This window comes from Streptomyces bambusae (assembly GCF_020532645.1).
Lineage (GTDB): Bacteria > Actinomycetota > Actinomycetes > Streptomycetales > Streptomycetaceae > Streptomyces > Streptomyces bambusae.
Map to the genome: position 1 here is coordinate 1 of NZ_JAJAUZ010000040.1, position 22,245 is coordinate 22,245.

General features: G+C 72.4%; 24 protein-coding genes. 8 read left to right on the plus strand and 16 right to left on the minus strand.

Features of this window, described 5'->3' with window-relative positions:
* Nucleotides 1-67 precede the first annotated feature (67 nt).
* The gene (locus tag LG634_RS25005; RefSeq protein ID WP_226736514.1) at nucleotides 68-709 is read right to left on the minus strand and encodes a DNA-3-methyladenine glycosylase; all 642 of its coding nucleotides are present in this window, start codon (nucleotides 707-709) and stop codon (nucleotides 68-70) included.
* A gap of 95 nt (nucleotides 710-804) precedes the next feature.
* Here LG634_RS25005 and LG634_RS25010 point away from each other — a divergent pair, with 95 nt between their 5' ends.
* From LG634_RS25010 to LG634_RS25020, 3 genes are all read left to right on the plus strand, one after another.
* Nucleotides 805-1,587: a sporulation protein gene (locus tag LG634_RS25010; RefSeq protein ID WP_226736516.1), complete on the plus strand. Its 783-nt coding sequence runs from the start codon at nucleotides 805-807 to the stop codon at nucleotides 1,585-1,587.
* A 9-nt stretch (nucleotides 1,588-1,596) separates the two neighbouring features.
* On the plus strand, nucleotides 1,597-2,133 hold the full coding sequence (locus tag LG634_RS25015; RefSeq protein WP_226736518.1) for a YbhB/YbcL family Raf kinase inhibitor-like protein: 537 nt from the start codon (nucleotides 1,597-1,599) through the stop codon (nucleotides 2,131-2,133).
* A 162-nt stretch (nucleotides 2,134-2,295) separates the two neighbouring features.
* Nucleotides 2,296-2,799, plus strand: a complete 504-nt coding sequence (locus LG634_RS25020; protein WP_226736520.1) for an HNH endonuclease — start codon at nucleotides 2,296-2,298, stop codon at nucleotides 2,797-2,799.
* A 95-nt stretch (nucleotides 2,800-2,894) separates the two neighbouring features.
* Here the strand turns inward: LG634_RS25020 and LG634_RS25025 are convergent, their stop codons facing one another.
* From LG634_RS25025 to LG634_RS25040, 4 genes are all read right to left on the minus strand, one after another.
* A complete protein-coding gene (locus LG634_RS25025) occupies nucleotides 2,895-3,671 on the minus strand; it encodes a sulfite exporter TauE/SafE family protein (protein WP_226736522.1) in 777 nt (258 codons plus the stop codon).
* Between the two features lie 78 nt (nucleotides 3,672-3,749).
* Nucleotides 3,750-4,700: an SPFH domain-containing protein gene (locus LG634_RS25030; RefSeq protein WP_226736524.1), complete on the minus strand. Its 951-nt coding sequence runs from the start codon at nucleotides 4,698-4,700 to the stop codon at nucleotides 3,750-3,752.
* Between the two features lie 113 nt (nucleotides 4,701-4,813).
* Nucleotides 4,814-5,242, minus strand: a complete 429-nt coding sequence (locus LG634_RS25035; RefSeq protein ID WP_226736527.1) for an NfeD family protein — start codon at nucleotides 5,240-5,242, stop codon at nucleotides 4,814-4,816.
* A gap of 53 nt (nucleotides 5,243-5,295) precedes the next feature.
* Nucleotides 5,296-6,090 (minus strand): ABC transporter ATP-binding protein, encoded by a 795-nt coding sequence (locus tag LG634_RS25040; protein WP_226736529.1) that lies wholly within the window; start codon nucleotides 6,088-6,090, stop codon nucleotides 5,296-5,298.
* A gap of 134 nt (nucleotides 6,091-6,224) precedes the next feature.
* On the opposite strand from LG634_RS25040, the gene LG634_RS25045 reads away from it, so the two are divergent.
* A complete protein-coding gene (locus tag LG634_RS25045; RefSeq protein WP_226736531.1) occupies nucleotides 6,225-7,019 on the plus strand; it encodes an Rv1486c family protein in 795 nt (264 codons plus the stop codon).
* Between the two features lie 71 nt (nucleotides 7,020-7,090).
* On the opposite strand, the gene LG634_RS25050 is transcribed toward LG634_RS25045, so the two are convergent.
* From LG634_RS25050 to LG634_RS25060, 3 genes are all read right to left on the minus strand, one after another.
* Nucleotides 7,091-7,336, minus strand: coding sequence for a chaplin (locus tag LG634_RS25050; protein WP_226736534.1), 246 nt, complete (start codon nucleotides 7,334-7,336; stop codon nucleotides 7,091-7,093).
* A gap of 172 nt (nucleotides 7,337-7,508) precedes the next feature.
* Nucleotides 7,509-8,162: a response regulator gene (locus LG634_RS25055; RefSeq protein WP_226736536.1), complete on the minus strand. Its 654-nt coding sequence runs from the start codon at nucleotides 8,160-8,162 to the stop codon at nucleotides 7,509-7,511.
* Nucleotides 8,155-9,300, minus strand: a complete 1,146-nt coding sequence (locus tag LG634_RS25060; RefSeq protein ID WP_226736537.1) for a GAF domain-containing sensor histidine kinase — start codon at nucleotides 9,298-9,300, stop codon at nucleotides 8,155-8,157. Before LG634_RS25060 ends, LG634_RS25055 begins: the two co-directional genes overlap by 8 nt.
* A 499-nt stretch (nucleotides 9,301-9,799) precedes the next feature.
* On the opposite strand from LG634_RS25060, the gene LG634_RS25065 reads away from it, so the two are divergent.
* On the plus strand, nucleotides 9,800-10,510 hold the full coding sequence (locus tag LG634_RS25065; protein ID WP_226736539.1) for a transglycosylase SLT domain-containing protein: 711 nt from the start codon (nucleotides 9,800-9,802) through the stop codon (nucleotides 10,508-10,510).
* A 102-nt stretch (nucleotides 10,511-10,612) separates the two neighbouring features.
* On the opposite strand, the gene LG634_RS25070 is transcribed toward LG634_RS25065, so the two are convergent.
* Entirely contained in the window at nucleotides 10,613-13,150 is a 2,538-nt protein-coding gene (locus tag LG634_RS25070) for an ABC transporter ATP-binding protein/permease (RefSeq protein ID WP_226736541.1), read from the minus strand.
* 270 nt (nucleotides 13,151-13,420) lie between these two features.
* Here LG634_RS25070 and LG634_RS25075 point away from each other — a divergent pair, with 270 nt between their 5' ends.
* A complete protein-coding gene (locus LG634_RS25075) occupies nucleotides 13,421-15,112 on the plus strand; it encodes a streptophobe family protein (RefSeq protein WP_226736543.1) in 1,692 nt (563 codons plus the stop codon).
* Nucleotides 15,113-15,399: 287 nt separating this feature from the next.
* The gene (gene serB, locus LG634_RS25080; RefSeq protein WP_226736545.1) at nucleotides 15,400-16,602 is read left to right on the plus strand and encodes a phosphoserine phosphatase SerB; all 1,203 of its coding nucleotides are present in this window, start codon (nucleotides 15,400-15,402) and stop codon (nucleotides 16,600-16,602) included.
* Nucleotides 16,603-16,672: 70 nt separating this feature from the next.
* Here the strand turns inward: serB and LG634_RS25085 are convergent, their stop codons facing one another.
* The 4 genes from LG634_RS25085 to LG634_RS25095 form a co-directional block, all read right to left on the minus strand.
* Nucleotides 16,673-17,191 carry a SixA phosphatase family protein gene (locus LG634_RS25085; protein WP_226736547.1) on the minus strand — a complete coding sequence of 173 codons (519 nt, stop codon included), beginning with the start codon at nucleotides 17,189-17,191 and terminating at the stop codon, nucleotides 16,673-16,675.
* Nucleotides 17,192-17,318: 127 nt separating this feature from the next.
* A complete protein-coding gene (locus tag LG634_RS25090; RefSeq protein ID WP_226736549.1) occupies nucleotides 17,319-17,531 on the minus strand; it encodes a hypothetical protein in 213 nt (70 codons plus the stop codon).
* Between the two features lie 221 nt (nucleotides 17,532-17,752).
* Nucleotides 17,753-17,869: an SGM_5486 family transporter-associated protein gene (locus LG634_RS37975; protein WP_264203547.1), complete on the minus strand. Its 117-nt coding sequence runs from the start codon at nucleotides 17,867-17,869 to the stop codon at nucleotides 17,753-17,755.
* A 4-nt stretch (nucleotides 17,870-17,873) separates the two neighbouring features.
* Nucleotides 17,874-19,157: a CynX/NimT family MFS transporter gene (locus LG634_RS25095; RefSeq protein WP_226736551.1), complete on the minus strand. Its 1,284-nt coding sequence runs from the start codon at nucleotides 19,155-19,157 to the stop codon at nucleotides 17,874-17,876.
* A 117-nt stretch (nucleotides 19,158-19,274) separates the two neighbouring features.
* Here LG634_RS25095 and LG634_RS25100 point away from each other — a divergent pair, with 117 nt between their 5' ends.
* Nucleotides 19,275-19,979 (plus strand): FadR/GntR family transcriptional regulator, encoded by a 705-nt coding sequence (locus tag LG634_RS25100; protein WP_226736553.1) that lies wholly within the window; start codon nucleotides 19,275-19,277, stop codon nucleotides 19,977-19,979.
* A 15-nt stretch (nucleotides 19,980-19,994) separates the two neighbouring features.
* On the opposite strand, the gene LG634_RS25105 is transcribed toward LG634_RS25100, so the two are convergent.
* From LG634_RS25105 to fabG, 3 genes are all read right to left on the minus strand, one after another.
* Nucleotides 19,995-20,435 carry a hypothetical protein gene (locus LG634_RS25105; RefSeq protein ID WP_226736555.1) on the minus strand — a complete coding sequence of 147 codons (441 nt, stop codon included), beginning with the start codon at nucleotides 20,433-20,435 and terminating at the stop codon, nucleotides 19,995-19,997.
* Nucleotides 20,436-20,611: 176 nt separating this feature from the next.
* Nucleotides 20,612-21,382, minus strand: coding sequence for an enoyl-ACP reductase FabI (fabI, locus tag LG634_RS25110; RefSeq protein ID WP_226736557.1), 771 nt, complete (start codon nucleotides 21,380-21,382; stop codon nucleotides 20,612-20,614).
* A 4-nt stretch (nucleotides 21,383-21,386) separates the two neighbouring features.
* Nucleotides 21,387-22,106: a 3-oxoacyl-[acyl-carrier-protein] reductase gene (fabG, locus tag LG634_RS25115; protein WP_226736559.1), complete on the minus strand. Its 720-nt coding sequence runs from the start codon at nucleotides 22,104-22,106 to the stop codon at nucleotides 21,387-21,389.
* Between the last annotated feature and the right edge of the window lie 139 nt (nucleotides 22,107-22,245).

Here is a 22,245-nt window from a genome sequence, read left to right on the forward strand (position 1 = left end):
GGGTCTGTCGGTGACAGGTGTCCGGCTCAAGCGGCTCGGGCTACGTTAGGCGTCCGGAAGGGGCGAGTCAAGTTGAGCGGCGGCGCGGTGCATGGGCCCGGTACGGGCTGACGGTGGGGTCGTCGGCCTGCCAGAAACGCCAGGGATGGTGGGCTCCGGCGCCGCCCACTCCGGTGCGCGGGCCGGAGCGCACCAGGTCGGCGGGGACGGCCTCGCCCCTCAGTACGGAAAGAGGGGAATCGGCGCCGGCGCACACGTCGGTGCCGTCGAGGGTCCTGTCGATGCCGAGGGCGGTGGCCAGCCGGGCCGGGCCTTTGGCGAGTTCCCGGTCGCTTCTGGCTGAAAGCCGACGTTTGCGCGCCAGCTCGGCACCCTCGGTGATCTCGCCCGCACGGAGCAGCACACCGCTCGCGCTGTCCTCGGGGCCGCACACCAGGTTCACGCTGAACCACATGCCGTAGATGAAGTAGACGTACGCGTGCCCGGGCGGGCCGAACATCGAGGCGTTGCGGGCCGTGCGGCCGCGGTAGGCGTGGGAGCCGGGGTCGGCCTCGCCCTCGTACGCCTCGACCTCGGTGATGCGCAGTGCGATCGGGCCGTCCTCGGTGCGGCGGACCAGGGTGCGGCCCAGGAGGTCCGGCGCCACAGTGAGGACCGGCCGGTCGAAGAAGCTGCGGGGCAGGGGCGTACGGTCGGGGCGCGCGCTCATCCGTCCGAGCGTAGTGGAATCGGTGCCCGGGGAACCGGGCCCTAAGGTTCCGCGTTTGTAGAGGTCAGGTTCTTACGTGAAGGGAAGACTGACGCATGGGGTTCAAGAAGCTGTTCGCGAGCCTGGGTGCCGGCGGCGCCTCGGTGGACACGATCATCACCGAGCCGAACGTGGTGCCGGGCGGCATCGTCCAGGGCGAGGTCCGCATCCAGGGCGGCAGCGTCGAGCAGCAGATCGAGGGACTGTCGGTCGGGCTGCAGGCGCGGGTCGAGGTGGAGAGCGGTGACCAGGAGGTCAAGCAGGACGTCGTCTTCTCGAAGCAGCGGCTCGGCGGCGCCTTCAAGGTGCAGCCCGGTGCGGTGCACGTCGTGCCCTTCGGTCTGGAGATCCCGTGGGAGACCCCGGTGACCCACTTCCAGGGCCACCACCTGCACGGCATGAACATCGGCGTGAGCACCGAGCTGGAGATCGCGCGTGCGGTGGACGCGGGCGACCTGGACCCGATCAACGTGCACCCGCTGCCGGCGCAGCAGGCGATCCTCGACGCGTTCGGCCAGCTCGGCTTCCGGTTCCGGAGCGCGGACATGGAGCGCGGGCACATCCGCGGCACCCGGCAGACCCTGCCCTTCTACCAGGAGATCGAGTTCCTGCCGCCGCAGCAGTACCACGGCCTCAACCAGGTCGAGCTGACCTTCATCGCCGACGGCAACGAGATGGACGTCGTGCTGGAGATGGACAAGAAGCCGGGTCTGTTCAGCGAGGGCAGCGACACGTACCGCTGCTTCAAGGTGGGGCTGCACGCGTACCAGAGCACGAACTGGTCGGCCTACCTCAACGAGTGGATCGCGTCCGTCGGCTCGAAGCGCAACTGGTTCTAGGGAGGGCACGTGTCGCAGACCAACCGTCCGCCGCTGCCGCACGACTTCCACCCGGAGGTCCCGTCCTTCGGCGTGACCAGCGCGGACCTGGAGCCCGGGGCGGACCTGGGTGCCGCCCAGGTGCTGGCCGGCGGGAACGTCTCCCCGCAGCTGCGCTGGGAGGGGTTCCCCGAGGGGACCAAGAGCTTCGCCGTGACCTGCTTCGACCCGGACGCCCCGACGGGCAGCGGGTTCTGGCACTGGGTGCTGTTCGACCTGCCGGTCTCGGTGACCGAGCTGCCGGCGGGTGCGGGCAGCGGTGCGTTCGAGGGCCTGCCGGCGGGTGCCGTGCAGGTGCGCAACGACTACGGCTCGAAGGACTTCGGCGGCGCGGCTCCCCCGGCCGGGGAACGGCACCGCTACGTGTTCACCGTCTATGCGGTGGACCAGGAGAAGCTGGGCCCCGATGCAGACGCCTCTCCCGCAGTCGTCGGATTCAACCTGCGCTTCCACACGCTCGGGCGTGCGCACCTGATCGGTGAGTACGAGGCCCCTTCGGGGGATTGAGCGCGGAGTTGATCGTTCGCCGGCCGTTTGCCCGGTCCTGGTCTAAAGGTGACCGGGACCGGGCATTTTTAATGCGTTGTCCCGCGTGGCGCGCGCGGCCAGAGTGGTTGCGGGCCCTGCCGCCAGGGTGGTCGCGGGGCCTGCGCACGGGAGGTGGGCGAGATGCGGGACACGCTGGTGCTGAATGCGAGCTTCGAGCCGCTGTCGACGGTGTCGATGAACCGGGCCGTGGTCCTGGTGCTCCAGGACAAGGCCGTGGTGGAACAGTCCCACCCCGAACTGCGGGTGCGTGCGGCCGCGGTCGATCTGCCCGTGCCCCGAGTGATCCGGCTCTGCAGGTACGTACGGGTGCCCTTCCGAAGACACGCCCCGTGGTCGCGGCGGGGGGTGCTGGCGCGGGACCAGCACAGGTGCGCCTACTGCGGGCGCCGGGCGACGACGGTGGACCACGTGCTGCCGAAGTCGCAGGGCGGCGGGGACACGTGGCTGAACACGGTGGCCTCGTGCGCGGAGGACAACCACCGCAAAGCGGCGCGGACTCCGGAGGAGGCCGGGATGCCGCTGCTGCGCGAGCCGTTCGTGCCGTCACCGCAGGATGCGATGCTGCTGGCGCTGGGCTCCGGCCGGCGGGGGACGCTGCCGGACTGGCTGGCGCAGTCGGCGTGAGACCGCGGGCGCCCCGGTGGGGCGCCCGCGTCGGGTACGGCCGGTCCGGCCGGCTCGGCTGTCCGGACCGGCACGGCGTAATTCCCGTACGCCCGTCAGCGGACGATCAGCTGGACGATCGCGATGACGCCCACCGTCACGATGACCGCGCGCAGTGCAGTGGGCGGGAGGCGTCGTCCGATTTTCGCGCCGAGCTGGCCGCCGAGGGTGGAGCCGGCCGCGATCAGGAGGACCGCGGTCCAGTCGAACTCGGCGACGAAGAGGAAGAAGACCGCGGCGATGCCGTTCACGAGGGCGGCGACGACGTTCTTGACGGCGTTGATGCGCTGGAGGTCCTCCTGGAGCGCGAGGCCCATGAAGCCGAGGTAGAGGACGCCCTGGGCGGCGCCGAAGTAGCCGCCGTACGCACTGGCGAGCAGCATGCCGCCGAGCAGGCCGGGGCCGCCGTCGGGGTGCCGGGCCGAGGCACCGGTCTGCCGTTCGCGGGCGCGCAGGGCGCGGGCGAGCCGGGGCTGGAGGACGACGAGCACCAGCGCGAGTCCGATGAGGACGGGGACGATGGTGTCGAACGAGTCCGAGGGCAGGGTGACCAGCAGGACGGCGCCGGCGAGTCCGCCGACGAGTGAGACGAGGCCGAGGCGCAGGATGCGGCCGCGCTGGCCGGCGAGTTCCTTGCGGTAGCCGATGGCTCCGCTGATCGAACCCGGCACCAGGCCGAGCGTGTTGGACACGTTGGCGGTGACCGGGGGCAGTCCGGTGGCGAGGAGCACCGGGAAGGTGATGAGGGTGCCGGAGCCGACGATGGTGTTGATGGTGCCGGCTCCGACACCGGCGGTGAAGATCGCGAGCGATTCCCAGATGGACAAGGCCATCCCTTTCACATGGGTGAGTCGCCTCCCCGCCATCAAGGTCGAGGGGCCTCACCGATCATGCAGGAGGGGGCTCGCAGCTCAGTCGATCGGGGGCTGCTCGCGGCGCTCGGAGGCGCCGCCGTCCTTCGTCTGGTTGAAGCCGGAACTGCCGGATCCGGGGCCGAAGTTGCCGATGGCCCCGCTCAGGCCCTTGAGGGCGTCGCCGATCTCGCTGGGGACGATCCAGAGCTTGTTGGCGTCGCCTTCGGCGATCTTCGGGAGCATCTGGAGGTACTGGTACGAGAGAAGCTTCTGGTCGGGGTCGCCGGCGTGGATGGCCTCGAAGACGGTGCGGACGGCCTGGGCCTCGCCCTCGGCGCGGAGCGCGGCGGCCTTGGCGTCACCTTCGGCACGGAGGATCGAGGACTGCTTCTCGCCTTCGGCGCGCAGGATCTCGGACTGCCGGACACCTTCGGCCTGGAGGATCGCGGCGCGCTTGTCGCGGTCGGCGCGCATCTGCTTCTCCATCGAGTCCTGGATGGAGGTCGGCGGCTCGATGGCCTTGAGCTCGACGCGGTTGACGCGGATGCCCCACTTGCCGGTGGCCTCGTCGAGGACGCCCCGGAGGGCCGCGTTGATCTCCTCGCGGGAGGTCAGGGTCCGCTCCAGGTCCATGCCACCGATGATGTTGCGGAGGGTGGTGACGGTGAGCTGCTCGATGGCCTGGATGTAGCTGGCCACCTCGTAGGTCGCGGCGCGGGCGTCGGTCACCTGGTAGTAGATGACGGTGTCGATGTTGACGACCAGGTTGTCCTGGGTGATCACCGGCTGGGGCGGGAACGGGACGACCTGTTCGCGGAGGTCGATCCGGTTGCGGATGGAGTCGATGAACGGGACCACGATGTTGAGGCCCGCGTTGAGGGTGCGGGTGTAGCGGCCGAAGCGTTCGACGATCGCGGCGCTCGCCTGCGGGATCACCTGGATGGTTTTGACCAGCGCGATGAAGACCAGCACCACCAGAATGATCAGGACGATGATGATCGGTTGCATGCGGTTCCCCGTGCCCTTCTAGCTTCCTGTCCTGCGCTGTCGGGAGCGCAGCACCCCTTGTGCGGAGTCTCGCAGACCTGCGCCGGAGGGGCGCGGGATTTGGTCACATGACGTCACATGACGACGGCGGTCGCGCCGTCGATCTCCACGACGTCGACCTGCTGGCCGGGTTCGAAACTGGTGTCCGCATCGAGGGTGCGGGCGGACCAGATCTCGCCGGCGAGCTTGATCCGGCCGCCGCTGCCGTCGACGCGTTCCAGGACGACGGCGCTGCGGCCGCGCAACGCGTCGACTCCGCTGGCGAATTGGGGCCGCTGGTTGCGGTGCCGGTTGGCGATGGGGCGTACGACGGCGATGAGCGCCACCGACACCACGACGAAGACGAGGACTTGGGTGACCACGCCGCCGCCGAGTGCGGCGGTGATCGCCGCGGTGACGGCGCCCGCCGAGAACATGCCGAACTCCGGCATGGCGGTCAGGACGAGCGGGATGCCCAGTCCGACCGCGCCGATGAGCCACCACACCCACGCGTCGATGTCCACGTGGTCATGGTAGGTCGGCCGGGCGCGGTCCGGACAGGGTGCGTGCCCGCGGATCAGCGCAGGGGCAGGCCCTGGGCGGTCCAGCGGTCGTGGTCCGTGCGCTCGACGACGAGCGGCAGGCCGAAGCAGACCGAGAGGTTCCGGGAGGTGAGTTCGAGGTCGATCGGGCCGGCGGTGACGACCTTGCCCTGGCGGATCATGAGGACGTGGGTGAAGCCGGGGGCGATCTCCTCGACGTGGTGCGTGACCATGACCATGGAGGGGGCGAGCGGGTCGCGGGCGAGCCGGCCGAGGCGGCGGACGAGGTCCTCGCGGCCGCCGAGGTCGAGGCCGGCGGCGGGCTCGTCGAGGAGCAGCAGCTCGGGGTCGGTCATCAGGGCGCGGGCGATCAGGGTGCGCTTGCGCTCGCCCTCGGAGAGGGTGCCGAACTTCCGGTCGAGGTACTCGGTCATGCCGAGGCGGTCGAGGAAGGCGCGGGCCCGCTGCTCGTCGACGTCCTCGTACTCCTCGTGCCAGCCGGCGGTCATGCCGTAGGCGGCGGTGAGGACGGTCTGGAGGACGGTCTGGCGCTTGGGCAGCTTGTCGGCCATCGCGATGCCGGCGATGCCGATGCGGGGGCGCAGCTCGAACACGTCGACCTTGCCGAGGGTGCTTCCGAGGATGGTGGCGGTGCCCTTGGTGGGGAAGAGGTAGCTGGAGGCGATGTTGAGCAGGGTGGTCTTGCCGGCACCGTTCGGGCCGAGGATCACCCAGCGCTCCCCCTCCTTGACCGACCAGTCGACCTGGTCCACCAGAGCCCGGCCCTCGCGGACCACGGATACGTCCTCAAGCTCCAGCACATCGCTCATGAGCGCGTTGTCTCCCATTGCAGTCTTGGATGTCACAGTGCGCCTGTGGGCGCAGCCCCAGAGGAAAACCTACGCCACTCGGGGCGGCGGTCGCGGACGAGGTCGGCGGGTGGGGCGGTCCGTAGGCTGGGGCCATGCTTTCGGAACCACGTTCAGGGCGGCTGGCCGCCTGGGGTAATGCGTTGTTGGCGGGTCTGGTGTCGCCGGACGAGGCGGTCGTGGCGGTGGTGGGCGGGGACGCCGTGCACCGGGTCACGGGGCTGCCCGGAGAGTCGGGTCCGGTGGGGCTGACGCTCGCGCTGGGGCGGCTGCGGGCGCTGGGGGTGTCGGGGCTGCGGGTGGCGCTGCCGGCGCCGGGGCATCCGCTGGGGCTGAGCGGGCCGCCGGAGTTCAATGCGCGGGCGCTGGAGGCCGAGGAGGCCGTGGTGTGCACGGGGGCCGCGCTGGGGCTCGTACCGGAGGTGACGGAGGCCGGGCCGGCGGGGGACGTGCACGTGGAGGTGGTCTGGCACTGCCTGCCGGTGCGGGAGGCACCGCCGGCGGACGTGCCGTCGCTGGGTGAGGCGGAGCGGGAGCTGGCGGAGGGGCTGCGGGAGGCGACGCGGGTGCTGACGCGGCTGGACGTGGCCGGTTCCGGTCCGGTGGCGGAGGCGGCGATCGACGCGTACCGGGCGCGGGCGGAATCGGGAGGGCCGGAGGTGCTGGCGCCGGGGTATCCGCCGCGGGCGGTGCGGGTGCTGGAGCTGGCGCAGCGGGTCGGGCTGATGGTGGAGCTGGCGGCGGGCACCGGGCACGGGGGTGCGGTGGCGGCGTCGGAGATGGCGGCGCGGGCGGAGGCACTGCGGCCGGTGGAGCGGGTGGCGCGGCGGGCGCAGGTCGCCGCGTACAACGCGTACGTGGAGGAGCGGGAGCGCGAGCGGGGGCGGTAGGGGGGCCGGGTGCGCCGCGGCCCCGCTTCCGGGGAGAGGGAGGAAGCGGGGCCGGGGCGGTCCGGGGTGGGTCAGTGGTTGAGACCCGTGTTGCCGAAGGCCGGGTTCAGCAGGCCGATGACGGTGACGGCGTTGCCGACGACGTTGACCGGGACGTGGACCGGGGCCTGGACGAGGTTCCCGGAGGCCACGCCGGGCGAGTGCAGGGCCTCGCCGTTCGCCTGCGCGCCCCCGTGCGCGGACGAGACACCGGCGCCGGCGGCGACCAGGCCTCCGGCGATCATGGTGACGGCGGCGGCCTTCTTGAAGTTCTTCACGTTCGGGTCCTCCAGTGGGTCGCTGCGGCGGGACGCCGCAGCACGCCCTGGAGAACGGGCGGCCGGCCGGTCGGGTTGCGCCATGTGGGCTACATACACCCGACGGTATGAACCTCATTCCGGACCGTTGCCGTCCGCAGGGCCGCTCCGGGACGGGGTCCGGAGCGGCGTATCAGCCGGTCAGGCCGTTGCGCACGGCCCACAGGGCGGCCTGGGTGCGGTCGGCGAGGTCGAGCTTCATCAGGATGTTCGAGACGTGGGTCTTGACCGTCTTCTCGGACAGGACGAGTGCGCGGGCGATCTCCCGGTTGGAGCGGCCGTCGGCGATCAGCCCGAGCACTTCGCGCTCGCGTTCGGTGAGGGTGCTGCTGCGGCCGGGCGCGGGGGCCTGTTCCTCCTGGGAGAGCAGGGCCTCGGCGACTTCGGGCTGGAGCAGGACGTGTCCGGCGTGGACGGAGCGGATGGCGCCGGCGAGGGCGTCGGGGTCGATGTCCTTGTAGACGTAGCCGGCGGCGCCCGCGCGCAGGGCGGGGACGACGGTGCGCTGCTCGGTGAAGCTGGTGACGATGAGGACGCGGGCCGGGTTGGCCAGCTCGCGGAGCCGGCGCAGGGCCTCGATGCCGTCGGTGCCGGGCATCTTGATGTCCATGAGGACCACGTCGGGGCGCAGCTCCTCGGTGGCGGCGATGCCGGCCTCGCCGTCGGCGGCCTCCCCGACCACTTCTATGTCGTCCTGTACTTCCAGGAAGGTGCGCAGGCCGCGGCGGACCACCTGGTGGTCGTCGACGAGGAGTACGCGGATCTTCGGGGTGCGGGTCTCAGCCACCGGGGACCTCCATGTCGATCGTGGTGCCCTCGCCGGGTGCCGAGTGCACGGTGAGCACGCCGCCGACGCCGCTCGCCCGGTCCCGCATGGAGACGAGGCCGAGGTGGCGGCCGGCCCGGCGGACGGCCAGCGGGTCGAAGCCGCGGCCGTCGTCGGTGATGCGGAGCAGGGCGCCGGGGCCGCGGCGGGCCAGGAGCACGCCGACGGTGGTGGCGCCGGAGTGGCGCAGGGCGTTGTGCAGGGCCTCCTGGGAGACCCTGAGCAGCGCTTCCTCCTGGGCGGCGGGGAGGGCGCGTACGCCGTCGCAGGTGAAGGTGACGTGGGCGGAGTGGGCGCGGTCGAGGACGCGGGCCTGGGTGCGGAGGGTGGCGACGAGGCCGTCCTCGTCGAGTGCGGCGGGGCGGAGCTCGACCACGGCGGCGCGCAGCTCGTCGGCGGCTTCGGCGGCGAGGGCGGCGACCTGGTGGAGTTCGTCCTTGGCGCGGGCCGGGTCGCGGTCGACGAGGGCGGCGGCGGCCTGGGCGGTGAGCCGGAGGGAGAACAGCTTCTGGCTGACCGCGTCGTGCAGCTCGTGGGCGAGGCGGCTGCGCTCCTCGGCGATGGTCAGCTCGCGGCTGCGCTCGTAGAGGCGGGCGTTGGTGAGGGCGATGGCGGCGTGCTGGGCGAGGATGCCGAGCAGGTCCTCGTCCTCTTCTGTGAACCCGCAGCCGCCGCCGGGGCGCGGGCAGCGCTTGTTGGCGAGGAAGAGGGCGCCGAGGGTCTCGTCGCCGTCGCGGATCGGCAGGCCGAGGAAGTCGGACATCTCGGGGTGGGCGGCGGGCCAGCCCCCGAAGCGGGGGTCGGTGCGGACGTCGGCGAGGCGCTCGGGGCCGGGCTGGTGGAGCATCGCGGCGAGGATGCCGTGCTGGCGGGGCAGCGGGCCGATGCGGTGCCACTGCTCGTCGGTGATGCCGTCCACGACGAACTGGGCGAAGCCGCCGTGGTCGTCGGGGACGCCGAGGGCGGCGTATTCGGCGTCGAGGAGTTCGCGGGCCGAGGCGACGATCGTCTTGAGCACGTCCCGCACTTCGAGGTGCCGGCTCATGGCCAGCAGGGCGGTGCTCACCGCGGCCAGCCCGCTGCGGGGTCGGTGGCTCATGGAGATCACCGTACCGGCGGGTGGGCGGGCCGGGATCGGGCCGGGGACGGGGCCCGGGGAGCCGCGGGGCCTAGGGCGGAGGGAGGAGGACCGGGAGGGGGGCTCTGCCTCTGGCATGACGACGGGCCGGGGTGTGTGGTCCTCAAGGAGGAGGTCGGCTGACCCTCTGCATTGCGGCCGCAACTCTCGGTGAGACCGTTACGTGTCCGATGTGAGCCCGCGCATAGGACGCACATCACTTACGAAGCCGTCTAGTAGCCGGGGCGAGGCGCCGTCAGTGCTGGACGAGCGGGGGTCGGGCGCGGAATTTCGGGGTTGCCGGGGGCCCCTGATCCACTAAGCGGGATCGTACGTCACACCTTTGCCACAGGATTTTGCCGCCGCTAAGAATGGCTGCCGTCGCTCAGGGCGCCGCGGATCACGGATCCGACGGCGCCTGCTTGCGGCCACTCCCCCGGCTTCCACCCGGCGGGACCCCTGCTCGTAAAGGTTGCTGCCCATGTCTGCGTCCAGCGCTCCCGGTCACAGTCGTCTGACCAAGGTCCACAAGATGTCGATCGCCGGTGTCGCCACCCTCGGTGCCACCGCCCTCGTCTTCTCCCTGGTCCCGGCCGACACCGAGAAGGCCGTGACCGTGGCTGCGGACCCGGTCAGCTGGACGCAGGTCGTCGAGTCGGTGCACACGAAGACCGTCCAGGACAGCCTGTCGCAGCAGCACCTCGCGGTGGAGAAGGCCGCCAAGGACGCGGCGAAGGCCAAGGCCGAGGCCGCCGCGAAGGCCGCCGCCAAGGAGAAGGCCGCGAAGGCCGCCAAGGCCGCCGCCAAGGTGAAGAAGGAGCGCGAGGCCAAGGCCGCCGCGAGCCGTGCCGCCGCCCGCAAGCCGGTCTTCGCCAACAACCTCGACGGCTGGATCAAGGAAGCCCTCTTCATCATGAAGAAGGAGGGCATTCCCGGCACGTACTCCGGCATCCACCGCAACATCATGCGCGAGTCGAGCGGCAACCCCCGCGCGATCAACAACTGGGACATCAACGCCCAGAACGGCATCCCGTCCAAGGGCCTGCTCCAGGTCATCTACCCGACCTTCGCCGCCTACCACGTCAAGGGCACGAAGTTCGACCAGTACGACCCGGTCGCGAACATCGTCGCCGCCTGCAACTACGCGGCCGACCGCTACGGCTCCATGGACAACGTGAACAGCGCCTACTGAGGCCTGCTCCCCCCGCACCCCCATGCGCCGCAGGGCGGCACCCGGAATCCGGGTGCCGCCCTGCGGCGTTTCGTGCGTACGCGGCTGCGTACGGCCGGCCGGCTACTTGCGCATGACCTCGGGCTCGTGGCGGCGCAGCAGGCGGGCCACCAGGAAGCCGCAGGCGATGCCGATGAGCAGCAGGACCGTGATGTTGAAGGTCCACTGGCCGGCGGTGGCCTCCCACAGCGGGTCCGTGTTGAACGGGTCCTCGTGGTCCCACGGCGGCATGAGCGCGGCCAGGTTCAGCGTGGTGCCGGAGGCGGCGACGGCCCAGCGGGACGGCATCAGCCAGGCGAACTGCTCCAGGCCGGGCGAGTCGTACACCTGGAAGAGGATGCCGGTGAACACGACCTGGACGATCGCGAACATGACGAGCAGCGGCATGGTCTTCTCGGCGGTCTTCACCAGCGAGGAGATCACGAGACCGAACATCATCGACGTGAAGCCGAGCGCGGTGACCGACACGCACAGTTCGAGGCCGGGCGGCATGATCAGGCCCTCGGCGGGCATGTCGCGCGGGGCGAAGCCGATGATGCAGATGATCGCGCCCTGCACGACCGTGATCATGCCCAGCACGATGACCTTGGACATCAGGTAGGCGGAGCGGGACAGGCCGGTGGCGCGCTCCCGCTCGTAGATGACCCGTTCCTTGATCAGTTCGCGGACCGAGTTGGCGGCGCCGGAGAAGCACATGCCGACCGCGAGGATCAGCATGATCGTGCCGGCGTCGCCGTTGAACCGCGACGGCGGCTTCGGCGGCGCGAGGCCGAAGGTCGCGGGGATCACCGTGGAGACCACGCCGAGCACCGCGGGCAGGATCAGCATCAGGGTCATGAAACCCTTGTCGGAGGCGATCACCGAGACGTAGCGGCGGATCAGGGTGAACAGCTGGGCGCCCCAGGCCTGCGGCTTCGGCGGCTGCATCTGTGCGGTCGGCATGGTGACCGCCTGCGGGGCCACGGCGTCCAGGTCGGCGGCGTACAGCTGGTAGTGCTGGGAGCCCTTCCAGCGGCCGGCCCAGTCGTAGTCGCGGTAGTTCTCGAAGGCCGAGAACACGTCCGCCCAGGTCTGGTAGCCGAAGAAGTTCAGCGCCTCGTCCGGCGGGCCGAAGTACGCGACGGCGCCGCCCGGCGCCATGACGAGCAGCTTGTCGCAGAGCGCCAGCTCGGCGACGGAGTGGGTCACGACGAGGACGGTGCGGCCGTCGTCGGCGAGGCCGCGCAGCAGCTGCATGACGTCGCGGTCCATGCCCGGGTCGAGGCCCGAGGTGGGCTCGTCGAGGAAGATCAGCGAGGGCTTGGTGAGCAGCTCCAGGGCCACGGACACGCGCTTGCGCTGGCCGCCGGAGAGCGAGGTGATCTTCTTGTCCTTGTGGATGTCGAGCTTGAGCTCGCGCAGGACCTCGTCGATGCGGGCGGTGCGCTCCTCCTCGGCGGTGTCGCCGGGGAAGCGGAGCTTGGCCGCGTACTTCAGGGCCGTCCGTACGGTCAGCTCCTTGTGCAGGATGTCGTCCTGCGGGACCAGGCCGATGCGCTGGCGGAGCTCCGCGAACTGCTTGTACAGGTTGCGGTTGTCGTAGAGGACCTCGCCCTGGTCGGCGGGCCGGTAGCCGGTGAGCGCCTTGAGCAGGGTGGACTTGCCGGAACCGGACGGGCCGATGACGCCGATCAGCGACTTCTCCGGCACGCCGAAGGTGACGTCCCTGAGGATCTGCTTGCCGCCGTCGACGGTGACCGTGAGGTGGCGGGCCGAGAAGGAGACCTCGCCGGTGTCGACGAACTCCTCCAGCCGGTCGCCGACGATCCGGAAGGTCGAGTGGCCGACGCCGACGATGTCGTTCGGGCCGAGCAGCGCGGTGCCGGACTTGGGCAGCGGCTGGCCGTTGACGTAGGTGCCGTTGTGGCTGCCCAGGTCGTGGATCTCGAGGCGGCCGCCGGTGGAGCGGAACTCCGCGTGGTGGCGCGAGACCTGGAGGTCGGAGACGACCAGCTCGTTGTCCAGGGCACGGCCGATGCGCATGACGTGGCCGAGCGAGAGCTGGTGGAACGTCGTCGGGCTGCGGTCGCTGTGGCCGGGACCGGCGGGCGCGGCGGCGCGCGGGGCGCCGCCCTGCTGCTGCGGGATCTGGCCGTGCGGCTGGTGGTGCGGCTGCTGCGGCTGGTGTTGCGGCTGCGGCTGCTGGTACTGCTGCTGGTACTGCCCCTGGGGCTGGTGGCCCGGCTGCGGGGCGAGCGGGTGGCCGCCCTGCTGTGCGTACGCGGTGGGCGCGTTCGCGACGGCGGCCGAACCGGCCGGTGCGGCCGTGAGGTTCAGGCGCGGGCCGTCGGTCGCGTTGCCGAGGTGGACCACGGTGCCGGCGGTGAGGTCGAGGCGCTGGACCCGACTTCCCTGGGTGTAGGTGCCGTTGGTGCTGCCGTGGTCCTCGATGGCCCAGCCGCTGCCGGTCCAGCCGATGGTGGCGTGCCGCCACGAGACCCGTGCGTCGTCGATCACCACGTCACCCTGCGGATCGCGTCCCAGGGTGTACGACCTGGACGGATCGAGGGCCCAGGTCCTTCCGTTCAATTCCAGTACGAGTTCCGGCACTCCATGCCCCACTTGTTGTCCCCCGGTGCCCCCTGACAGCAGGGAGTCTAGGGATGGCGAACTTCGGGGGGAACTATTTCAGGCCCGGGGCCGGATGTGGAATCCGGCCCCGGCGGCGGGCTCCGGAAACGCTTGTTGACGGCGGATGAAGGCGCCAAGAAAGTGGTAAGGGACCACGACTGCGTACGGATCATGCGCGGAGTGGGCGATCCGGGACGACTCGGTACGAATCGGGGGCCTCGCATGAGTCCGCGGCGCAGCAGGGAACCGGGTGGGCGGGAAGTGGGCACGGCGGGACCGGGGTTCGGGGCGGTGCCGGTCGCCGGTGCCGGGCGGCGGGTGCGGTGGGGCGACGTGCTGGCGTCGGCGGTGGCCGCGGCGGGCTGGGCGCTGGTGGCGATGGCGGGGGTGGCGGCGCTCGGGCTGCACCTGCTGGAGGCGGACGGCGCCGGGCGGCTGGGGCCGATGACGGCGGCCGTGGTGGTGCTCGCGGTGGGCGGTTCCGTGACCCCGTCCGGGGACGTGTCGGTGTTCGGTCTGGACGGCGCGGAGGCGGCGACGGTGCTGTCGGTGCGGCCGCTGGGGGTGGGTCTGGCGGGGGCGCTGGTGCTGTCGGCCGTGTTCCTGAGGTCGCTGCGGGCGGCCGGGGTTGCGGTGTCGCGGGGCGAACTGGTGGTGCGGGCCGGAGCGGTGGCCGTCGTGTTCACGGCGCTGTGCGGGGGGCTGGCGTGGGCCGGGCGGGACGTGGTGACGCTGGACGGGGAGGAGCTGGGCGTCGGGGGGTGGGCGCCGCCGTCCTCCGGCGGCGGGCTGGAGGTGCCGGGGCTCGGGGACATCGGCGGACTGCTGCCGGACCGGATCGGGGACCTGGTGGAGGCCCGGGCGCAGGTCGGCTACGCGGTGGACACGGCGGCGACGCTGCGGGGGGCCGCGGTGTGGGTGCTGGGCGTACTGCTGGTGGCCGTGCTCGCCTCGCGGCGGGTGGCGCTGCCGGGGGCGTGGGCCCGGCTGGACCGCTGGGTGCGGCCGGCGGTGTCGGCGGTGGTGGCGGTGCTGCTGCTGGCGGTCGCGGCGGGGCTGGCGGCGGCCGGCTGGGCGATGGCCGGCGACGCCCGGCCGGACCGGATCGCCGGGGCGGCGCTGCTGGGGGCGCCGAACGGGACCTGGCTCGCGGTGCCGCTGGGCATGTTCGTGCCGGTCGAGGGGCGGGCCTCGGGGGCGCTGGCGGGGGTGCTGCCGGATCCGCTGGACGAGGTGCTGTCGGTGTCGGCCCGCGAGCCGGTGACGGTGGCGCGGCTGGCGGAGCTGGACGGGCGGGTGTGGCTGCTGGTCGTGGCGGTGGCGGTACTGGTACTGGCGGCGGGGGTGCTGACGGGGGTGCGGGCGCGGGGGCACGGCGGGGGCCCCTTGGGGGCGGCGCTGGTGCTGGGGCTGGTGCTCGGGGGCGCAGTGGCGGGGCTGGTGTGGCTGACGGGGGTGTCTGTCGATGCGTCGCTGTCCGTGCTGGGGATGGATGCGGTGGGGGCGGGGCTGGTGGTGCGCGGGGATGTGGGCTGGGGGGCCGCGCTGGGAGGCGTGTGGGGAGTGGGGGCCGGGCTGGTGGGGTGGGGGGTGGCGGCGGTACGGGGGGCTGCGGTGCCGGGGGCTGCGGTGCCGGGGTCCGCGGGGGTCGGTGTCGTGGCGGCGGGGCCGTATCGGCCGTCGCCCGTGCGGGGGCTTTTGCCGGGGGAGGTGAATCCGTATCGGGTCGGCGGTGGGGTGGGCGGGGCTGGGGCGGGTGGGGGTGGCGGGCCTGGCGCCGGCGGGGGTGGCGGGCCTGGCGCCACCGTGGCCGGTGGGACCGGCGACCCTGATGCCACCGTCGCCGGTGGGTGGGCGGGGTTGGGGGCTCGGCCGCGGGAGGGGGCGGTGGGGCGGCGGCCTCCGTTCACGCCGCCGCCTCCGCCTCCGCCGCCGCCGGCGCCGCGCCGCTGACCCTGCGGGGCTGTCCCCCACCTCACCCCTTCCCGAAACCGGAGGCTCCGCCCCGCACCCCGCGCCTCAAACGCCGGCGAGGCTGAAGATCGGGGCTCCGCCCCGGACCCCGGTCCTCAAACGCCGGACGGGCCGGATCGTGCCCCCTGTCCATGGGCTGGATGCTGCGGGACGGAAATGAAGCCCCGCCGGCGATTGAGGCGCGGGGTCCGGGTCGGGGCTCCGGGTGTCCGGTGGGCGGACTCGGGAGGGGCGGCGGGGCGGGGCCGGGATACGGTGAGGGGACCATGAGCGATTCGCAGATCTCCGATGTCCCCACCCTCCTCGTCAAGATCTTCGGCAAGGACCGCCCCGGCATCACCGCCGGGCTGTTCGACACCCTCGCCGCCTACTCCGTCGACGTCGTCGACATCGAGCAGGTCGTCACCCGCGGCCGCATCGTGCTGTGCGCCCTGATCACCGAGCCCGTCGGCGCCGGCAGCGAGGGCGGGCTGCGGGCCACCGTGCACAGCTGGGCCGAATCGTTCAAACTCCAGGCGGAGATCATCTCCGGTACGGGAGACAACCGCCCCCGCGGCAGCGGCCGCTCGCACGTGACCGTGCTGGGCCACCCCCTGACCGCCGAGTCCACGGCGGTGATAGCGGCTCGTATCACCGACACCGGCGGCAACATCGACCGTATCTTCCGTCTCGCCAAGTACCCCGTGACCGCGGTGGAGTTCGCCGTCTCCGGCACCGAGACCGAGCCGCTGCGGACCGCCCTCGCCACCACGGCCGCGAAGATCGGCGTGGACGTCGCCGTGGTCTCGGCCGGCCTGCACCGGCGGGCCCAGCGGCTCGTGGTCATGGACGTGGACTCGACCCTGATCCAGGACGAGGTCATCGAGCTGTTCGCGGCCCACGCCGGCTGCGAGGACAAGGTCGCGGAGGTCACCGCGCAGGCGATGCGCGGCGAGCTGGACTTCGAGCAGTCCCTGCACGCCCGGGTCGCGCTGCTGGCCGGGCTCGACGCCTCGGTCGTGGACAAGGTCCGGGCCGAGGTCCGGCTGACGCCCGGCGCCCGCACCCTGATCCGGACCCTGAAGCGGCTCGGCTACCAGGTCGGCGTGGTCTCCGGCGGGTTCACGCAGGTCACCGACGACCTGCAGGAGCGCCTCGGTCTGGACTTCGCCTCGGCCAACACCCTGGAGATCGTCGACGGCAAGCTCACCGGCCGGGTCACCGGCGAGATCGTGGACCGGGCGGGCAAGGCCCGGCTGCTGCGCCGGTTCGCGGCGGAGGCCGGGGTGCCGCTGGCGCAGACCGTGGCCATCGGCGACGGCGCCAACGACCTGGACATGCTGAACGCGGCCGGACTCGGTGTGGCGTTCAACGCCAAGCCGGTGGTCCGCGAGGCCGCGCACACCGCGGTCAACGTGCCGTTCCTGGACGCCGTGCTGTACCTGCTCGGCATCACCCGCGAAGAGGTGGAGGCCGCCGGCCTGGACTGACCGGGCCCGGCGGGTGTACCGGGCGGCCCCCGGCGGCGGACGCTTCCGGGGGCCGACCCGTACAGGCCGCTCAGTGGGGCGGGGTCCAGAAGTCGAGCAGGGTGCCGACACCGTGCTCGACGGACTTCCAGGAACCGGTGAAGCCGACGACGGCGAGGGCCGCGGTGGGGAACCCGGTGCGGGTCATCCGGGCCATCGTGTCGTCCTTGGCGCTGCCGGACAGGATGTCGGCGAGCGCGTGCATGCCGGGGTTGTGGCCGATGACCAGGAGGTCGGCGACGTCGTCCGGGGTTTCGTTGAGCAGGGCGATGAGCTCGCCGGGGGACGCCTCGTAGAGCCGCTCCTCGTACACCGTCTTGGGGCGGTGCGGGAGTTCCTGGACGGCGAGCTTCCAGGTCTCGCGGGTCCGGACGGCGGTGGAGCAGAGGGCCAGGTCGAAGGCGATGCCGGTTTCCGCCAGCTTCAGCCCGACGGCCGGGGCCTCCTTGCGGCCGCGGTCCGCGAGCGGCCGTTCGTGGTCGGACACCTGCGACCAGTCTGCCTTGGCGTGCCGGAGTAGGACGATCCTGCGGGGTGTGTCGGCGCTCATGCTGCCCAGCTTCGCATGAAACGAGCCACGGAGCGCAGGGTGTTGACGGGCTCACCCGACCGGGGCGGGCGCGCACCGGCGCACGGTGCGGAGCACCGGTGCATCCGCCCGCGGACGCCCGTACGGATCACCCGCGCAGCCGGTCCACCTGCTCCAGGAGCCCGCCGAACGGGAACGGTGCGGCGGCCGCGGCGTCGCCGGAACCGGCGTGCAGGAGCAGCAGGGCGACGAAGGCGGCGACCGGGAGGAGCAGGGTCCACCAGGACAGCCGGGTGTCGGCCGCGCGGGTGCCGGAGGTGCGGGGCCGGAGGAGGGGCCGGGTCTCGACGGGTGTGGACATGACCGCCTCCGCGGGGCTGCTGGGTGCGTCCCGTGGTGGGCCGCTCTGCCCTCGAATCTAGGGATCCGGGGCGGCGGTCCCCATCCGGCATCCCACCCACTACACCCTGAGGCCGGCCCCCTAGGGGACGGTGGGGCTATCCCCACCGGGACGCCGCCGGGACGTCCCCAAGGCGCCGCCGGGTCCCCGCCGGTACGCCGTCGGGTGCCCTCCGGGGCGGGTCAGGGTGCGGCGATGGTCGCGATGATGGCGATGACGACCGTGACCCCGAGCATCGCGCCGAGCACGATGGCGAGCTTCTTGCGGCCGTTCTGCGGGTTGGGCTCCAGGACAGACATGGCTTCAGTCTCCCATGCCGCATTCGTCCTCGATCGTGCGGTCCCGGCCGGCCAGCACGCCGACGGCGATCTGCGGGACCATCAGCCCGGCCATGAGGGCCAGCGGGAGGTCCCAGCCGCCGCTGTGCTGGTAGAGGACGCCGATGAGCAGCGGGCCGGGCATGGAGATCAGGTAGCCGGTGCTCTGGGCGAAGGCGGAGAGCCGCACCACGCCGGCCGCGGACCGGGCGCGCAGGCCGATCATGGTGATGGCGAGCGGGAAGGCGCAGTTCGAGACGCCGAGCAGGACGGCCCAGACCCAGGCGCCGCCGGCCGGGGCGAGGTACAGGCCGGCGTATCCGGCGAGGCCGAAGGCGCCGAGGCCGGCGACGATGACGCCCTGGTTGCGGACGGCTCCGGCGAGGCGCGGGATGACGAAGGCCAGGGGGACGCCCATGACCATGGTGACGGCGAGCAGGACGCCGGCGGTGCCGGCGGAGACTCCGGCGTCGCGGAAGATCTGCGGCATCCAGCCCATGGTGACGTAGGCGCCGGTGGCCTGGAGGCCGAAGTAGCCGGCGAGGGCCCAGGCGGTGCGGCTGCGGGTGACGCGGGGTCCGGCGGGGGCGGCGGCCGGCTGCGGTCCGGCGGGGGCGGCGGCGCTTTCCCGGCGGACCTCGCGGGCGACCGCGATCCACGGGACGACGGCGACGACGGCGAGTACGGCCCACACCAGCAGGCCGGTCCGCCAGTTGCCGCCGAGGGCGTCGGTCATGGGCACGGTCGCGGCGGCGGCCACGGAGGTGCCGATGGCGAGGGCCATCGAGTAGAGGCCGGTCATGGTGCCGATGCGGTCGGGGAACCAGCGCTTGACGATCACCGGCAGGAGCACGTTGGTGAGCGCGATGCCCGCCAGGGACAGGGCGCTGGCGGCGAGGAAGCCGGCGGTGCCGCTCGCGAACGGGCGGATGACGAGGCCTGCGGCGACGGCGGCCATGCCGGCGCAGACCACGGCGGCCGGGCCGAAGCGGCGGGCGAGGCGGGGTGCGGTGAGACCGAAGACGGCGAAGCAGAGGGTGGGGACCGAGGTGAGCAGTCCGGCGACGGTGCCGCTCATGCCGAGGCCGGTACGGGCCTCTTCGAGGAGGGCGCCGAGGCTGGTGATCGCGGGTCGCAGGTTGAGCGCGGCGAGCACGATGGCGGCGATGAGCAGCGGGGCCAGCCAGCGGGCGGGCTCGGCGGGCGGCGGCACCGCGGCGGCGCGGGCGGGGGCCGTGCGGTTCAGGACCTGTATCTCATCGTCGGACATAGCACCATCATAGAATCATGGGATGATTGGTTGTCCAGTCCCGCTGTGTGGTTGAGTCCCGCTACTGCGGTCCGGTGCCGCCGTGCCGTCCCGTCCGCCCCTGCCTGAGAGGACCCCATGCCGCTGACCTCCCCCCGGCGCTCCGCGCTCGCCGACCAGGTGATCGCCCAGCTCCGGAACCAGATCACCTCGGGCGAGTGGCCCCTGGGATCCCGCATCCCGACCGAGCCGGAGCTCGTCGAGATGCTGGGGGTGGCCCGTAACACGGTCCGCGAGGCCGTCCGGGCGCTCGCGCACAACGGCCTGCTGGACATCCGGCAGGGCTCGGGCACGTACGTGATCGCGACCAGCGAGCTGGCGGGGGTGATGCACCGGCGGTTCGCGGACGCCGATCCGCGGCACATCGCGGAGCTGCGGGCGACGCTGGAGTCCTCGGCGGCCCGGCTGGCCGCGGAGCGCCGTACCGAGCGGGACCTGGTGCAGCTGGACGCGCTGCTGGCGCGCCGGGAGCAGGCCTGGGCGGGCGGCGACGCGGAGGTGTTCGTGGCCGCGGACGTCAGCCTGCACATGGCGGTGGTGGCGGCCTCGCACAACGACGTGCTGATCGCGCTCTACGCCGACCTGGGCGACCTGCTGCGCGACTGGCTGCGCGAGGACGTGGGCACGGAGCTGACGCCCGACACCCACATGGACCACGCCCGGCTGGTGGAGGCGATCCGGCGGGGGGACGGGGACGCGGCCGCCTCGGAGGCGGCGGGCTACCCGTTCGGCTGGCTCAAGGACGCGCCGAGCGGCCGGCGGGGCCCCGGGCGGGACGCGTAGGCACGGGGAGCCGGGTCAGCCGGGGCGGTGGCCCACCCAGGCCGAGCGGACGCCCTTCCAGCAGCGGCCGGTCAGTTCGACGCGCCCGGCGGGGCCGACGGCCACCGGGGCGGTGTCCCCGTCCACGTCCCACCACTGCGCGCACTCCACGTGCAGGGTGACCAGGTCGGTCCGGGGGTACGGGTTGTGGCAGTACGCCGTGACCCGGGAGCCGTCGATGCCGATGTCGCAGTCGGAGCCGAACAGCGGCACCCCCGTCGGCAGGGCCGGCTGGGCCGGCGGCTCCACGGGGAGCTCGTGCAGGTCGGGGGCGGCGGCGGGGCCGGGCGCGGCGGCGGGTTCCGGTCCGGGGGCCGCACCGGCCGGGGTCGGTGCCAGGAGGCCGGGGGCCAGGAAACCTGACAGCACGACCGGGGTCACCAGCAGGGAGAACGCTCGACTCCGCCTCGGGCGCACACCGGTACCTCCTCCCCGCCGGGCCGGGAAGACCCCGGTCCGGCCAGTGTGCAGGCATCCGTCCGGAACGACGACTCGGGCGGCCCGAACGGGAGCGGCGGCGGGCCGGCGCGAACGGCGACGGCCGCGGCCCCCTCGGGGTGCCGCGGCCGTCGCCGTCTGCGGGTGGGAGCCGGTCAGGCGCCCATGGCGTGCAGGCCGCCGTCCACGTGGACGATCTCGCCCGTGGTCTTCGGGAACCAGTCCGACAGCAGGGCGACGATCGCCTTGCCGGTGGGCTCCGGGTCCGACATGTCCCACTCCAGCATCGAGCGGGTGTTCCAGACCTCCGCGAGATCCGAGAAGCCCGGGATGGACTTCGCGGCCATCGAGCCGAGCGGGCCGGCGGAGACCAGGTTGCAGCGGATGTTCTCCTTGCCCAGGTCGCGGGCGAGGTAGCGGCTGGTGGCCTCCAGGGCGGCCTTGGCCGGGCCCATCCAGTCGTACTGCGGCCACGCGAACTGCGCGTCGAAGGTGAGGCCGACGACGGCCGCGCCCTCCGCCGGGAACAGCGGCTTGCAGGCCATGGTCAGGGACTTCAGGGAGAAGGCCGAGACGTGCATGGCGGTCGAGACGGACTCGAACGGGGTGTTCAGGAAGTTGCCGCCGAGGGCGTCCTGCGGGGCGAAGCCGATGGAGTGGAGGACGCCGTCGAGGCCGCCCAGCTCGTCGCGGACCAGGCCCTCCAGGCGGGCCAGGTGCTCGTCGTTGGTGACGTCGAGCTCGATCACCTTGACGGGCTTCGGCAGCTTCTTGGCGATGCGCTCGGTCAGGGTCGGCCGCGGCCAGGCGGTGAGGATGACCTCGGCGCCCTGCTCCTGGGCAAGCCTGGCGGCGTGGAAGGCGATGGAGGACTCCATCAGCACGCCGGTGATCAGGATCCGCTTGCCGTCGAGAATTCCGCTCATGTGATCAGTGACCCATGCCCAATCCGCCGTCAACGGGAATGACGGCTCCGGTGATGTACGAGGCGTCGTCCGACGCGAGGAAGCGCACGGCCGCGGCGATCTCCTCCGGCTTCGCGTAGCGGCCGAGGGGGACCTGCCCGACGATGCCGGCGCGCTGCTCGTCGGTGAGGACGGCCGTCATGTCGGTGTCGACGAAGCCGGGCGCGACGACGTTGAAGGTGATGTTGCGGGAGCCCAGCTCGCGGGCGAGGGAGCGGGCGAAGCCGACCAGGCCGGCCTTGGAGGCGGCGTAGTTCGCCTGACCCGCCGAGCCGAGCAGGCCCACGACGGAGGAGATCAGGACGACGCGGCCCTTCTTGGCGCGCAGCATGCCGCGGTTGGCCCGCTTGACCACGCGGAAGGTGCCCGTGAGGTTGGTGTCCACGACGGAGGTGAAGTCGTCCTCGGACATGCGCATCAGCAGCTGGTCCTTGGTGATGCCGGCGTTCGCCACCAGCACCTCGACCGGGCCGTGCTTGTCCTCGATCTCCTTGTAGGCCTGCTCCACCTGCTCGGCGTCGGTGATGTCGCAGCGGACGGCGAGCACACCGAGTTCGGCGAGGGCCGCGGGCGGCTCGCCCGAGCGGCACGTGATGGCGACCTTGTCGCCGGCCTCTGCGAAGGCACGGGCGATGGCGAGGCCGATGCCCCGGTTTCCTCCGGTGACGAGAACCGAGCGGCTCAACGGATCACCCTTTCCCTAGCTGTCTGGTCACCCGAAACCTATCGGTCGGTCCCTCGTTCCGGAGAATCGAGCACCGACAGGTCATGATGGGCCGCTCTGTGGGGTCCCTACAGAAAGATGTAGGCACGAGACCCCCGGT

Bases quoted from the DNA above. Each gene is read 5' to 3' on its own strand.
- LG634_RS25005 (WP_226736514.1), bottom strand. From the start codon at position 709: ATGAGCGCGCGCCCCGACCGTACGCCCCTGCCCCGCAGCTTCTTCGAC.
- LG634_RS25010 (WP_226736516.1), top strand. From the start codon at position 805: ATGGGGTTCAAGAAGCTGTTCGCGAGCCTGGGTGCCGGCGGCGCCTCG.
- LG634_RS25020 (WP_226736520.1), top strand. From the start codon at position 2,296: ATGCGGGACACGCTGGTGCTGAATGCGAGCTTCGAGCCGCTGTCGACG.
- LG634_RS25025 (WP_226736522.1), bottom strand. From the start codon at position 3,671: ATGGCCTTGTCCATCTGGGAATCGCTCGCGATCTTCACCGCCGGTGTC.
- LG634_RS25030 (WP_226736524.1), bottom strand. From the start codon at position 4,700: ATGCAACCGATCATCATCGTCCTGATCATTCTGGTGGTGCTGGTCTTC.
- LG634_RS25040 (WP_226736529.1), bottom strand. From the start codon at position 6,090: ATGAGCGATGTGCTGGAGCTTGAGGACGTATCCGTGGTCCGCGAGGGC.
- LG634_RS25045 (WP_226736531.1), top strand. From the start codon at position 6,225: ATGCTTTCGGAACCACGTTCAGGGCGGCTGGCCGCCTGGGGTAATGCG.
- LG634_RS25060 (WP_226736537.1), bottom strand. From the start codon at position 9,300: ATGAGCCACCGACCCCGCAGCGGGCTGGCCGCGGTGAGCACCGCCCTG.
- LG634_RS25065 (WP_226736539.1), top strand. From the start codon at position 9,800: ATGTCTGCGTCCAGCGCTCCCGGTCACAGTCGTCTGACCAAGGTCCAC.
- serB (WP_226736545.1), top strand. From the start codon at position 15,400: ATGAGCGATTCGCAGATCTCCGATGTCCCCACCCTCCTCGTCAAGATC.
- LG634_RS25085 (WP_226736547.1), bottom strand. From the start codon at position 17,191: ATGAGCGCCGACACACCCCGCAGGATCGTCCTACTCCGGCACGCCAAG.
- LG634_RS25090 (WP_226736549.1), bottom strand. From the start codon at position 17,531: ATGTCCACACCCGTCGAGACCCGGCCCCTCCTCCGGCCCCGCACCTCC.
- LG634_RS37975 (WP_264203547.1), bottom strand. From the start codon at position 17,869: ATGTCTGTCCTGGAGCCCAACCCGCAGAACGGCCGCAAGAAGCTCGCC.
- LG634_RS25095 (WP_226736551.1), bottom strand. From the start codon at position 19,157: ATGTCCGACGATGAGATACAGGTCCTGAACCGCACGGCCCCCGCCCGC.
- LG634_RS25100 (WP_226736553.1), top strand. From the start codon at position 19,275: ATGCCGCTGACCTCCCCCCGGCGCTCCGCGCTCGCCGACCAGGTGATC.
- fabI (WP_226736557.1), bottom strand. From the start codon at position 21,382: ATGAGCGGAATTCTCGACGGCAAGCGGATCCTGATCACCGGCGTGCTG.